We start from the raw sequence: 13,064 nt of genomic DNA, 5'->3' as shown, positions 1-13,064 counted from the left end.
TCATGGATTTCAAATCGCCTTTTACTGGCTTCTTGCCACCTACCCTTAAATCCGCATTTCGATTTCGGTTGCGGATCACTCTTGACATCCAGCAAAACCATCCCAATAAATAGAACGATCGGTCGAGTAATTAAAGACCAATTGGAGAAGGAGGAGCACCTTGTCGTCCACAGAAGAGAGCATCGATTACAATGCGTTGATCGAGCCCAATCGGGTCCATAGCCGCGTCTATTATGACGAGGCGATCTTTCAGGAAGAGCTGGAGAAGATCTGGTACCGCACCTGGGTCTATGTCGGGCATACGAGCGAGATCCCGAACAAGAACGACTATGTCGTCAAATCGATCGGCCCGACGCCGATCCTGATGGTGCGCGACAAGGATGGTGAAATCCGGTTGCTGCTTAACAAATGTCCGCACCGCGGCAACCAGCTTTGCGCCTATCAGGGCGGCAACCGCACGAGCTTCACCTGTCCCTATCACGCCTGGACCTTCTCCAATACCGGCGATCTCATGGGCTTTGCCCTGCCGGATGGCTATGTCGGCACGGAAAAGAAGGGGCTCGGCCTCGGTAAGGTGCCGCGCATCGCAATCTATCGCGGCTTCATCTTTGGTTCCTTCGCGCATGAGGGGCCGAGCCTTGAGGAGCATCTCGGCGGCGCCAAGGCATCGCTCGATCAGCTGCTCGACAATTCGCCGACCGGCGAACTCGAACTGACGGCCGGCTTCCTGCAACACCGCACCAAGGCCAACTGGAAATTCATGCTGGAGAATGAAACCGACGGCTATCATCCGGGTTTCGTGCATGGCTCGATCTTCCAGGTCACCGACAGTGGCATTGCCAATCTCTACGGCCCGGATTCGACCGCGCTGACCCGCGACTATGGCAATGGGCACACGGAATTCGATCTGCGTCCCGAATGGCGCCGGATCGACAAGCCGCTCGAATGGTTCGGCACCAATGAAGCGCGCCTACCGGCTTATGTGAAGGCCATGAACGAGGCCTATGGCGACGAACGCGCCCGCCAGATCATGATCGACGGTTCACCGCATATCATGATCTTCCCCAACCTGTTCATCGCCGAAATCCAGATGTTCGTGTTGCAGCCAACGGCCGTGGACGAAACCATCCAGCATGTGACAGCGATCCAGTTCAAGGATGCGCCCGACATGAACCGGCGCCTGCGTCAGCAGACCATGGGCTCGGTGGGGCCAGCAGGCTTCCTGCTTGCCGACGATACCGAAATGTATGAACGCAACCATCGTGGCGCTGCCATCCGCGATCCGGAATGGCTGCTTCTGAGCCGCGGCGAGCACCGCGAGCGCCTGGACGAAAACGGCTTCCGCATCGCCCATTCGACCGACGAGACGCCGCAGCGCGGCATCTGGCGCCACTATCTCAAACTGATGTCGGAGTGATCCCAATGAATGTTGCAATCAAGGAAAAATCGCCGGCATCCGCCGAAAACCTCGGCTCGCTCTCGCCGCTTGAGCTTCAGCATGCGGTGACGCAGTTTCTCTATATGGAAGCCCGTCTGCAGGACAGCCACGCCTATGACGAATGGGAAGCGCTCTGGAGCGAGGATGCGATCTACTGGGTGCCGGCCAACGGCCATGACATCGATCCCGAACGTCAGATGTCGATCCTTTATGACAACCGCTCGCGCATCGGCGTGCGTATCAAGCAGCTCAAGACCGGTCGCCGGCACACCCAGACGCCGCGGTCGGAGCTGGCCCGCATCGTCTCCAATGTCGAGATTGTCAGTGTTGTCGACAATGAGGTGAAGGTGCATGCCAACGCCATGATCTTCGAGGACAATCTGCGTGCCGAGACCGTCTGGGCCACGCGCAACGAATATAAGTTGCGCTATTTCGACGGTGCATTCCGCCTCGCCTACAAGAAGGTCGGCCTGGTGAACAACCACAAGCCGATCTACACGCTCTCCTTCCTGGTCTGAGGCGCGCAATGTCTGAAAACACAATGGCCGATACCGATCGGCAGGTCTGGATCGGCGAAGGGCCGGTCCTGGTCGATTATGCCGATCATGTCGCCCGCATCACGCTCAACCGCCCGGAGGCGGCCAATGGCATGAACATCGAGCTGATGCAGGCTCTCTATCGGGCCGTGATGCGCTGCCATCGCGAACCGGGGGTGCGGGTCGTGCATCTGCGCGGTGCCGGCAGGAATTTCTGCGCTGGCGGCGATGTGCGCGAATTCGCATCGAAAGGAGAGGAGTTGGGCGATTTTCTGCGGGAAGTCACCTCCTATCTGCAGATCGCCATCGGTGCTTTGATCCGCCTTGAACCCATCGTCGTCACGGAGGTCCAAGGCTACGCTGCCGGCGGCGGTGGCCTCGGCCTGGTCTGCGCCTCCGATGTGGTGATTGCCGGTTCCGGTGCGAAGTTCCTGGCCGGCGCCACCCGCGTCGGCATGGCCCCGGATGGTGGCGCCTCGGTGATCCTGCCGCGCCTGATCGGCTTCCGCCGCGCGACGGAAATGTTCCTCACCAACCGCATCGTCGAGGCCGGGGAAGCGCAGGAGATCGGGCTGATTACCCGCTGCGTTCCCGATGAGACGCTTGCCGAAGAAGCCCGAAAGGCGACACGAACCTATGCCGAAGGCGCGCCACTGGCACTGGCGGCCACCAAACGGCTGCTCTGGAACGGCTTGAACGTCGAATCCTGCCTGCCGGAAGAGGCCCGCACCGTCTCCACACTGTCGGCGACGGCCGACTCCCGCGAAGGGCTTGCCGCTGTCATTGAGAAGCGCAAGCCGGTGTTCAAGGGCGCATGATCATGGCCGGATTGCGCCGGACACGGCATGCGCTGGTCACGGGCGGCGCCAATGGCATCGGTGCCGCTATTGTCCACCGCCTTCTGGCGGACGGCATGGCGGTGACCTTCTGCGATCGCGACATCGCCGGCGGCGATGCCCTGGCATCGGCAACCGGCGCGAATTTCCGGCCCGTCGATGCCACCGACCTCGCAGCGATTGCGACACTCGGTGGCTCGCTTGGGCCGGTCGACGTGCTGGTCAACAATATCGGCGTTGACCAGCACGCCTTCTTCACCGAGACCGGACCTGAGAACTGGCGCTCGCTGCTGACGATCAATCTGGAAAGCGCCTTTGCCTTCACCCATACCGCGCTGCCCGCCATGCAGGCCAATCGTTATGGCCGCATCGTCAATATCGCATCCGAGGCCGGGCGACTGGGCTCGAAAGGTGGCTCGGTCTATGCCGCAGCGAAGGCGGGCCTCATCGGCTTCACCCGCTCGATCGCGCGTGAGAATGCCCGCTACGGCATCACGGCCAATGCAATCGCCCCCGGCCCGGTTCTGACACCGATGGTCGAACGCGCCATCGCCGAGGTCGGCGAGAAACTTCACGCCGACATGGCTGCGCTAACCTTGATGAAACGTCTTGGCCGGCCATCCGAGATTGCGGCCGCCGTCGCCTTCTTCGCATCGGAGGATTCATCCTTCGTCACTGGCGAATGCCTCGGCGTTTCGGGCGGCATGGGCTGCGGCGCCTGATCATCCGCCCCGCCGGGACGGGAGACCATCCAAACAAGAAAAGCCGAGAGACAGAGACATGACACAAATTACTTTCGTGGCCGCCAATGGCGAGAGCCACCAGATCGAGGCGACCGACGGACTGAATCTCATGGAATGCGCGCGGCGTGCCAACATTCCCGGTATTATTGCCGAATGCGGTGGCGCCTGTGCCTGTGCGACCTGCCATGTCTATGTCGATGACGAATGGGCGGCGCTCGTCGGCATTGCCAATGCAATGGAACGCGACATGCTGGAATTCGCCGATGCCGTCCGCGACAATTCGCGGCTGTCCTGCCAAATCAAGGTCACCGACCAGCTCGACGGTCTCACCGTCTATCTGCCCGCAAGCTGAGCCAAGGCACGATCCCGGCCCATCGCACGAACAATGAGGAATAGGACATGTCTGGTCCCTTGCAAGGATTGAAGATCATCGAAATGGTCGGACTCGGCCCCGCCCCGTTTGCCGCGATGATGCTGGCCGATCAGGGCGCCGAGGTGATCCGCTTCCATGCGAAAGGCCAGCGACCCGACATTCCGCTGATGAACACCCGCTTTGACGTCCTCGCCCGTGGCCGACGGTCGATCGCACTCGATCTCAAGGCACCCGGTGCCGTCGATCTGGCGCTCGAACTGATCGGTCAGGCCGATGGGCTTATCGAAGGGTTCCGGCCTGGAGTCATGGAACGGCTGGGACTGGGTCCCGACATTTGTCTTGCCCGCAACAGCCGCCTCGCCTATGGCCGCATGACCGGCTGGGGACAGGACGGGCCGCTGTCCCATACGGCCGGTCACGACCTCAATTACATCGCCATGACCGGCGCCCTTGCCTCCATGGGCCCGGCCGACCAGCCACCGCCCGTACCGCTCAATCTCGTCGGGGATTTCGGCGGCGGCGGCATGTTGATGGCCTTCGGCATGGTTTCGGCGATCCTGCAGGCGAAATCGACCGGCCTCGGGCAGGTGATCGACGCGGCAATGGTGGATGGCGCCTCGTTGCTGGCCGGAATGTTCTGGGGCTTTCGCGCCGGCGGCATGTGGTCGGATGAGCGCGAAGCCAATCTGCTCGATGGCGGCGCCTATTTCTACACGACCTATCTTTGTGCGGACGGCAAGGCTTTTGCTGTGGCAGCAGTCGAGCCCAAATTCCATGCCATCCTGATCGAAAGGCTGGGGCTCGATCCGGCCGAATTCACCCATGTCCGCAACCCGTCTGCCTGGCCGGGTCTGCGTCAGCGCATGGCGGCGGTCTTTCGTGCCCATCCGCGCGATCACTGGACCCGGATTTTTGCCGGCAGCGATGCCTGTGCCAGTCCTGTGCTCTCCTGGGACGAGGCGCAGGCGGATGAACTGGCAACGGCCCGCTCCGCCTTCATCGAGGTGGAAGGCGTCCGCCAGCCGGCACCGGCACCCCGCTTCAGCTGTACGCCGGCGGCAGCACCCGCGGTCGCCGTCCAACCCGGCAGCCATTCTAGAGAAATCCTGTCCGATTGGGGTATCGACGGCGACCGCATTGCGGCAGCAGAACAATCAGGCGCCATCTGAGGCGCCTGATCCATCTCTCTCCATCCCGGTTCAAAGCCCGTCGAAAAAGGCGCCGATTTCAGCGAGCGACTGCGCGGTTTCCGGCAATTCCGGAAAGACCTGGAAATGGTGGCACATGCGATCGAAGATCCGGAGCGTGATCGCCCCGCCGGCATCCTTGATGCGCTTTTCCAACAGGCGCGCATCATCAAGCGTGATGTCGCAGGCACCGGCGTGAACGAGCATCGGCGGCAGCCCGTCAAGCCGGGCAAAAAGCGGGGAAAGCGAAGGATCGGACGGATTGCCGTTGCGACCGATATAAGTCTTCGCCATGGCGCGCAGCTGCGCCGGCTTAGAAAAGATATCCGCCTCGGCAAGTGACACGTAGCTGTCGCCGCTCAGCGAAAGATCGAGCCAGGGTGACAGGAGCGCGATCGCGCGCGGGAGCGGCAGGCCGCCGTCGCGCGCCCTGATCGCCGTGGCGAGCGCAAGCGCCCCGCCGGCGGAATCGCCCATGATTGCGTCGGGCACAATCCCGGAGGCGATGAGCCAGCGATAGGCTGCAAAAGCATCGTCATGGGCAGCGGGAAAACGATGTTCCGGCGCGAGTCTATAATCGACGGCCAGAACGCGGGCATTCGCGGCACTGGCGATACGGGTCATCAGATCGGCATGAGAGCGCAGCGAACCGATCTGGAAACCACCGCCATGGAGATAGAATATCGTCCGCTCGAGGCCGTTCCCGATCCAGCTGGCCGGCAAGCCTTCGAGATCGAAAATCTCAAGCCGATCCGCCGCAAAATCGCCGCCGAAAAACTCATCGAAACTTGTCCTGATCTCATCAAGCGTCATGCCGTTCGCCCAGGAGGATGTGATGGAACGGATCCTGTCGCTGACCGCGAGAAGGGGATCGGGATTACCGGCCATATCATGCCTCGTCGTTAAAGCGCCGGACAGGGCAAAAGCCCTATCCAGCGCTGCTTGGGAGATCAAAGCCTAACCCTTTAGCGGGCTTCGGCGCGGTGCAGCACGCGAGTTGCCTTGGCTTCGTAGCGCGGCAGCGTCCCTTCCGGATGGCATTCGACATTGATGTTCATGCCGAGCCGTGCCTTGGTTTCGCGGCGAATGTCGCTGACGATCTGTTCGGCAGGACGCTGGTCGGCATGGGTCGCTTCCACGGCCACCGTCAGCGTGCCGATCGTCGTCAGTTCCTTGTCGATATAGATCTGCCAGGCTTCGCGCACTGCTCCCTTGGTGCCGGCGATGATATCTTCAATCTGCGAGGGGAAGACGATAACGCCCTTGAATTTGATCATGTCATCACTGCGGCCGATGATACGGCCGATCTTGCGCATGCCCCGACGGCCCGAAGGACAGTCATACGGTCGGCTGGAAAGGCGCACGAGATCCCGCGTCCGCCAACGCACGACAGGCGATGCTTCCTTGCGGATGGTGGTGACGACGATTTCCCCAACCTCGCCTTCCGACACCGGCTTCATGGTGTTGGGGTCGAGAATCTCGACAATGACCGTATCTTCGTTGATGAGCTGCAGTTCATCATCCGCATGGGTATAGGGGGTCGAGATCGCCAGGATCGGGCCGCCGGCTTCGGTGGTTCCGTAAATATTGTGGCTGATGAAACCCTCCGGCAACTCCCCTTCGAGCTGGGCGCGGAATTCGGCGGAAACCGACTGACCGCCGAGGATCGCCACTTTCAGGCTCCAGTCGGTTTTCGGATTGATGCCCTGCTGCTTGGCGGATTGCACGAGCGTCATCAACCAGAGCGGCGACATCGAGGCAACGTCATACTGGTGATCACGCAACCAGCGCGCGGCGAGTTCGCCACGACCTGGACCGATCGGAAAGTTGGTGCAGCCGAGTGCGGCAAAGCCGGCATCCAGCGCCGGGCCACCGATCCAGAGGCCATAACCATAGCCCTGATAGGCCCGATACCCTTTCTTGACACCGGCTGCCGTCAGGGCACGTGCCATCTGCGACGGCAGGAGCGACTGCAGGTCGTTTTTCGTCATGCCGAACATCATCGGCAACCCAGTGGTTCCAGACGTGGCAACAAACCGCTCGACCTGCTCAGGCTCCACCGTCAGATAGGGGAACGGATAATGGGCGCGCAGATTTTCCTTCTCCATGAAGGGAACATTCGCAAGCGCATCCGGTGCCGCCAGATCCTCAGGCTTCATGCCGGCCCGAGCGAAATGATCCCGCCACAGCTGGCTCGAGGCCAGGCGCGCGCCCATGGCGGCCAGACCTTCCTGCTGAACCTTCAGGATCCCTTCGCGATCCTTTATCTCGATTTCCGGGTGCTGCATGTCCTGAGTCCTCCCTGTCAATAGTCGCGATCCGCCCGGCATTACGTGCAGACCACCTCCAACCCATGCGCAATTAATAGAACGAACGATTGGTTTATGTAAACGAGATTTTTAACAAATCGCAGTTCAAGCCGTCCGCCCCCCACCGCAGACGCTTCCACAATTTACAAATTCACCCCAAGGTGATTATAGTCCGATCGTTCAAATCAATTATGCAGGCGAAACGATCTTGGCGAGAACCCGTTCGCCCGATTACGACAAGGTCCGCGATGACATTATCGAGAAGGCGGCCAGCATGTTCGCCAAGCGCGGCTACGCCGCGACCTCGATCGGCGACATTGCGGATGCCTGCGACTGCTCGAAATCGAGGCTTTACCATTACTTCGATTGCAAGGAGGCAATCCTGCTCGACATGCTTAACACGCATGTCGATAAATTGCTCTGGAGCTGCCGTCATTCGCTCTATGGTTTTAAGGACCCGATCGAACGTTTCCAGCAGCTGACGCGCTTTTTTCTCGAGGTCTACGCCGTCTCGCGTGACCAGCATGTCGTCCTGCTGACGTGCCTGGATTTCCTGGCACCGGAAAACCGGAAGGAACTGATCGCAAAACAGCGCGAACTCATCGCCTATGTGCGCGACATCCTGCTCCAGCTTCGGCCCGATATGGCGGGCGACATGAGCATGGCCCATGTCGACACAATGTTGTTCTTCGGCATGATCAACTGGACCTACACCTGGTACAGAGCCAATGGCGCCGTCTCTCCGGAGCAACTGGCAGACCGAACGGTCGAGCTTTTTACCAAGGGCTACGCGCTCGTCGGCCGCAAGCCCTGACAGAACGGCCGGCGGGAAGCCGGCTTCATCCGCGCAGCACTGAGACCGGGTCGAAATCCGGCCGCGCCAGATCCTCCGCGGTGATTTTCACGCCTTTCTCGAACAGTTTTCGGGCCGCCATATAGGTGCGTCCGTCATTGATCGTATCGACGGCAACCACCACGCCATCGCGGAGATACCAGTGCGCAAAGGTCCGCTCAGCCCGCTTCGCCACCACTGAATCATAGCCGCGATTGAGACCGACGATCTGCAGCTTGGTGTCATACTGGTCGGACCAGAACCAGGGGACCGGCTTGTAATCCCGGGTCTTTCCCAGCATGTCATCAGCGACGATCTCGGCCAGATCAACGGCATTCTGAACGCTTTCGAGCCGTGTCGGCAGGCCCCCGAACGGGAAATTCGCACAATCCCCGGCAGCCCAGATTCCCTTTTTCGACGTTCGGCCATGGACGTCGACGACTATGCCATTGTCGCAGTGGAGGCCGGCGCGTTCGGCGAGATCGGTGCGCGGCAGCACGCCAACCCCGACCACCGCAAGATCGGCTGCCAGCGTCTCGCCATTCTCAAGGGTCACCGCGGTCAACTGTCCGTCCTGGCTCGAAACGGAGGCAATTGCACCATCTTCGATGATCCTGACACCTTTCGACTGATGAAGCGCACGGAAATGATCCGAAGTGCGCGAGCAGGCAACCCGCTCGAGAATGCGCGGCGCCCGTTCGATAACGGTGACATCGAGACCTGCCATGGCCGCGACCGCCGCAGTCTCGAGGCCGATATAGCCACCGCCAATGACGAGAAGCCGCTTACCCGGCAGAAAATCGGGACCGAGCCGATCGACATCGTCAATGGTTCGCAAACGGTGCACGGCTCGTAGCCCGACAAACCCGTCCGGCATCGGGCGGGGCTCGGTTCCCGTTGCAAAGGCAAGCTTGCTCCAGCCGATCGTCCTGCCATCGATCGCGACGGTGTGGCGTCCGGCATCGACCGCCGTCACAGCTTTCCCTGTTACGACCTCGATCTCCATTCGGCGCCAGAAGTCATCGGGCCGCAGCATCAGCCGTTCACGCTGCCATTCGCCGGAGAGATATTTCTTCGACAGCGGCGGGCGCTGGTAGGGTAGATAGGGTTCCTCGCCAACCAGCATGATGTCGCCACCATAGCCTCCGGTCCGCAAACCCATGGCGACCGATTCTCCAGCCTGCCCCGCCCCGATAATCACAACCCGTTCCCGACCCATTCCGCTCCCCCCAACAAGTTATTAGTTGACCGACCGTTCTGACTATTATATCGAGAATTGACAAGATGCAACTGCTGGCGCGCCAGAGGAGCGGATGGAGCGATCCTTCCGGCGGGCGCGGGAACGGGGGAAATCGTGGTCGTCATTTCATCGATCGGAACCTATCTGCCGAAGATGCGGCTCGAACGGACCGCAATCGCCCAAGCGATGGGGTGGCTGACCGCATCAGCGGGAGCAGGCAAAGGCGCACGCAGCCTCGCCTTCTGGGACGAGGACAGCGTCACCATGGCGGTCGAGGCAGCCCGCAACTGCCTGGCGGGCCAGATGCCCGACGCCGTTCGGCGGTTGGTTGTCGCCTCGACGACCGCGCCCTTTGCCGAATTTCAGAACGCGGTTCTCGTGCATGGCGCCTTGCGGCTAGGCACAGACTGCCTCACCGAGGATACGGCAAACACTCGCCGCGCCGGTCTTATCGCCCTGCAGCAGGCGCTCGAACAGAGCCAGAAAAGCCTCGTTGTGGCCGCAGAAACACCGAAACATCCGGCAGGCAGCAGTGCGGAAAGCAAATCGGGCGATGGCGCGGCAGCGGTTCTTGTCGAACCATCGGGCGACGGCCTGTTGCGCTATCTTGGTGGCGGTTCCATTACCCGGCCTTTCACCGATAGATACCGCGCGACCGGACGCGATTTCGCGCTCGAATGGGAAGAGAGATGGATCCGGGAAGAGGGCTATCTGAAGATCGTGCCCGAGGCGATTTCGGCGGCGCTCAAGGCCGCGTACCTCTCCCCGACGGAGATCGACCATTTCGTGCTGCCGAGCACCATCGCCGGATGCGCAAAGGCTGTGGGTCAGGCATCCGGGCTCGGTCACGCCCGCCTCGCCTCCGATCTCGCAACGGATTGCGGGGATACCGGATCGGCCCATGCGCTTTTAATGCTCGCCGGAGCCATGGAGGTGATGAAACCGGGAGAGAAGGTTCTGGTCGCCGAATTCGGCCAGGGGGCGACTGCGCTCATCTTCGAGGCTGGTCCGGCAATCGCCACAATCGTGCCGCAGGTCTCGCGCCAAATTGAAAGCGGCCTGCCCGAACAGAATTACCTCAAACTGGCAATCTTTCGCGGCATGCTCGACTGGGAGCGCGGCCTTCGCGGCAGGGTGCAGGTCAATGAAGCCCTGACGACGGCCTATCGGCGCTCGGACGAGCTGCTCGGCTTCGTCGGCGGACGCAACCGCCAGACAGGAACCGTCCAGTTCCCGCAATCGCGCCTAGCCGCAACGCGCGAGGGACTCGATGTCGATGCGCTGGAGCCCTATCCGCTCGCCGAGCGCGGTGGCACCATCGCCACATCCACCGCCGATCTCCTCGCCTTCTCGCGCCATCCGCCCAACTGTTACGGGCTTGTCGATTTCAATGGCGGCGGCCGTCTGATGATGGATTTCACAGATCCGGGCGCCGACCAGCTGAAGGCTGGCGACGCAGTTCGTTTCGTCTTCCGCATCAAGGATATCGACGAACGAACCGGCTTCCGACGCTATTTCTGGAAGGCGATCGCCGCCGACACGCAATCGAACCGAACCGGAGGGGAATAGACCATGGCTAGCGGAATCAAGGATCGGGTCGCCATTCTCTCCATGGGTTGTTCACGCTTCGGCGAACGGTGGGATGTCTCACAGGACGAACTGATGTGCGAGGCCTATCTCGAGGCGCTCGATCGGGCCGGTATCGACCCTTCGATGATCGGGGCGGCCTGGTATTCCTCGCACTACGACGATATCGGCGCCGGCAAGGCCGGGACACCGATGGCGCAAGCCCTGCGTCTGCCCAATATCGGCGTCACGCGGGTCGAGAATTTCTGCGCCGGCGGCACCGAGGCCTTTCGCGGCGCCGTCTACGCTGTCGCCTCCGGTGCGGTCGATATCGCGCTCGCGGTCGGGGTGGAGAAGCTCAAGGATACAGGCTTTGCCGGTTTGCCCACCGCATCCCGCGGTACCTTTGCGCCGATGTATCTGCCGACCCACACCAATCCCGGCAATTTCTCCCAGCTCGCGCGCGCCTATGCGACAAAGCACGGCATCTCGCGCGATGATCTGAAGCGCGCCATGGCGCATACATCGATGAAGAGCCATGCCAACGCGATCAGCAATCCGAATGCACACCTGCGCAAGGCGATCACCATCGAACAGGCGATGAATGCGCCCCTGGTGGCCGAACCGCTCGGCCTGTTCGACTGCTGCCCGGTTTCCGATGGCGCGGCCTGCGCCATCGTGACGACGCCAGACATCGCCCGCAGCCTCGGCAAGACCGCGCCGGTGCTGATCAAGGCAATCCAGGTCGTGACCTCGAACGGCTGGGAAGCGCAGCAGGCGGAATGGGATGGAACCTATGTCCACACGGCCCGCATCGCCGCCGCGCGCGCCTATCGGGAGGCAGGCATCACCGATCCACGCGCCAGCATCGGCATGGCGGAACTGCATGACTGTTTCTCGATTACCGAACTGGTGACGCTTGAGGATCTCGGACTCAGCGCCGAAGGGCGAGCCTGGAAGGACATGCTTGACGGTCTCTATGATGCGGATGGCAGCCTGCCCTGCCAGATCGATGGCGGTCTGAAATGCTTCGGCCATCCGGTCGGCGCATCGGGCCTGCGCATGCTCTATGAAGCCTGGCTGCAACTGACCGGACAGGCCGGCGATCGCCAACTTAAAGATCCGAAACAGGCACTGACGCATAATCTCGGCGGCGGCCCGGCCCAGAATGTCTGCTCCATTACAGTTCTTGGCGGAGCGTGAGACACGACAAACTAATGCCTGAAAATCAACGTTGACGTGTTATCAACTCGATGAAGGGTGCGAGGTGAATCACGCCGGGTTTGCCGAACACTGGCCAGCCCGCGGCATCCTGAATCGACTAATGCTTGAGTTAGATTCGATCTACGACCTGGCGCCCCCCTTCCCATTGGCATCAGCGGCAATTGCGCCATTGCGGTCAGTAGCCGAAAACCGGGGAGATTTCTCGTTCGGCCCTCTTTGGTGTGGACAAAAGGGCGGTCGGGAAATCGCTGCTGCGGAACTGACCAGGTGGCTATCAAATGGAATCCGATCGCTATCGAATGATGTTCAGGGCCAACGGAGTTAGCGATCAGTGAATTGTGCAAGCTGCGCATTCGTCTGCAAACTGTCCAATTGCGCTCGTAAGTTCGAGTTGTATGGATGACCACTTGCGCACGATTTTCAGTCGTTCACCAGCTACTCAGAATGTTCGTGGTAGGTGAAAATTCCGGCTTTTAACCTTCAGCGTATCGATGTGCAGGTCAGGTACGTTCGTCGAGGATATCGACAATCTCGATCTCGCCAAAGCCGAGCTGCGTCCATTGTCCGAGAAAGTCTGGAGGTATTGCGAGGCGCACGACATCACGGGGAAGACCGTGACGGGGCTCCGTGGGCATTTCTACATTAATACACGCTAAGGGAATTTGAAGTTGTTTGGATTGAAGCGGTTAGCCCGGATTGGCCTGAAGCGTTCGAGGGGTCGGTCAATTTCGTTCCAGAGGTAGTCGCCGGTGAGCGCGATATGCGCCCATGGTAGTGGTG

At 60.9% G+C, this 13,064-nt stretch carries 12 protein-coding genes and 1 pseudogene; 10 read left to right on the top strand and 3 right to left on the bottom strand.

What is annotated here, in order from left to right; genetic code table 11:
- Positions 1 to 160: 160 nt before the first annotated feature.
- The 6 genes from DYZ14_RS17615 to DYZ14_RS17590 are packed head-to-tail and all read left to right on the top strand — an operon-like array spanning position 161 to position 5,095.
- A complete protein-coding gene (locus DYZ14_RS17615; RefSeq protein ID WP_154721905.1) occupies positions 161 to 1,417 on the top strand; it encodes an aromatic ring-hydroxylating oxygenase subunit alpha in 1,257 nt (418 codons plus the stop codon).
- Between the two features lie 5 nt (positions 1,418 to 1,422).
- Entirely contained in the window at positions 1,423 to 1,956 is a 534-nt protein-coding gene (locus tag DYZ14_RS17610; protein ID WP_154721904.1) for an aromatic-ring-hydroxylating dioxygenase subunit beta, read from the top strand.
- Positions 1,957 to 1,964: 8 nt separating this feature from the next.
- Positions 1,965 to 2,792 carry an enoyl-CoA hydratase/isomerase family protein gene (locus tag DYZ14_RS17605; protein ID WP_232365577.1) on the top strand — a complete coding sequence of 276 codons (828 nt, stop codon included), beginning with the start codon at positions 1,965 to 1,967 and terminating at the stop codon, positions 2,790 to 2,792.
- A gap of 2 nt (positions 2,793 to 2,794) precedes the next feature.
- Complete coding sequence (locus tag DYZ14_RS17600; protein ID WP_154721903.1) at positions 2,795 to 3,532, top strand: SDR family NAD(P)-dependent oxidoreductase; 738 nt, start codon at positions 2,795 to 2,797, stop codon at positions 3,530 to 3,532.
- 58 nt (positions 3,533 to 3,590) lie between these two features.
- Complete coding sequence (locus DYZ14_RS17595; RefSeq protein WP_154721902.1) at positions 3,591 to 3,905, top strand: 2Fe-2S iron-sulfur cluster-binding protein; 315 nt, start codon at positions 3,591 to 3,593, stop codon at positions 3,903 to 3,905.
- A 47-nt stretch (positions 3,906 to 3,952) separates the two neighbouring features.
- Positions 3,953 to 5,095, top strand: a complete 1,143-nt coding sequence (locus DYZ14_RS17590; RefSeq protein ID WP_154721901.1) for a CaiB/BaiF CoA transferase family protein — start codon at positions 3,953 to 3,955, stop codon at positions 5,093 to 5,095.
- Between the two features lie 30 nt (positions 5,096 to 5,125).
- Here DYZ14_RS17590 and DYZ14_RS17585 read toward each other — a convergent pair whose 3' ends face one another.
- The gene (locus DYZ14_RS17585; RefSeq protein WP_154721900.1) at positions 5,126 to 6,001 is read right to left on the bottom strand and encodes an alpha/beta hydrolase; all 876 of its coding nucleotides are present in this window, start codon (positions 5,999 to 6,001) and stop codon (positions 5,126 to 5,128) included.
- Between the two features lie 77 nt (positions 6,002 to 6,078).
- Positions 6,079 to 7,401 (bottom strand): phenylacetate--CoA ligase family protein, encoded by a 1,323-nt coding sequence (locus DYZ14_RS17580; protein WP_154721899.1) that lies wholly within the window; start codon positions 7,399 to 7,401, stop codon positions 6,079 to 6,081.
- Positions 7,402 to 7,630: 229 nt separating this feature from the next.
- Between DYZ14_RS17580 and DYZ14_RS17575 the strand changes: the two genes are divergently transcribed.
- Positions 7,631 to 8,236: a TetR/AcrR family transcriptional regulator gene (locus tag DYZ14_RS17575; RefSeq protein WP_154721898.1), complete on the top strand. Its 606-nt coding sequence runs from the start codon at positions 7,631 to 7,633 to the stop codon at positions 8,234 to 8,236.
- Between the two features lie 25 nt (positions 8,237 to 8,261).
- Here the strand turns inward: DYZ14_RS17575 and DYZ14_RS17570 are convergent, their stop codons facing one another.
- The gene (locus DYZ14_RS17570) at positions 8,262 to 9,473 is read right to left on the bottom strand and encodes an NAD(P)/FAD-dependent oxidoreductase (RefSeq protein ID WP_154721897.1); all 1,212 of its coding nucleotides are present in this window, start codon (positions 9,471 to 9,473) and stop codon (positions 8,262 to 8,264) included.
- Positions 9,474 to 9,608: 135 nt separating this feature from the next.
- Between DYZ14_RS17570 and DYZ14_RS17565 the strand changes: the two genes are divergently transcribed.
- The 3 genes and pseudogenes from DYZ14_RS17565 to DYZ14_RS24440 form a co-directional block, all read left to right on the top strand.
- Complete coding sequence (locus tag DYZ14_RS17565) at positions 9,609 to 11,063, top strand: 3-oxoacyl-[acyl-carrier-protein] synthase III C-terminal domain-containing protein (protein WP_210209301.1); 1,455 nt, start codon at positions 9,609 to 9,611, stop codon at positions 11,061 to 11,063.
- Between the two features lie 3 nt (positions 11,064 to 11,066).
- Positions 11,067 to 12,263 (top strand): acetyl-CoA acetyltransferase, encoded by a 1,197-nt coding sequence (locus tag DYZ14_RS17560; protein ID WP_154721896.1) that lies wholly within the window; start codon positions 11,067 to 11,069, stop codon positions 12,261 to 12,263.
- Between the two features lie 527 nt (positions 12,264 to 12,790).
- A pseudogene (locus DYZ14_RS24440) lies at positions 12,791 to 12,904 on the top strand (DNA polymerase IV); the annotation flags it as partial.
- Positions 12,905 to 13,064 lie beyond the last annotated feature (160 nt).

The sequence above is a fragment of the Ciceribacter sp. T2.26MG-112.2 genome, assembly GCF_900492205.1.
In the GTDB taxonomy this organism is placed as follows: domain Bacteria; phylum Pseudomonadota; class Alphaproteobacteria; order Rhizobiales; family Rhizobiaceae; genus Allorhizobium; species Allorhizobium naphthalenivorans_A.
Note: the sequence above shows the minus strand (reverse complement) of the source record. Positions and strands in the feature narration are given on the sequence as shown.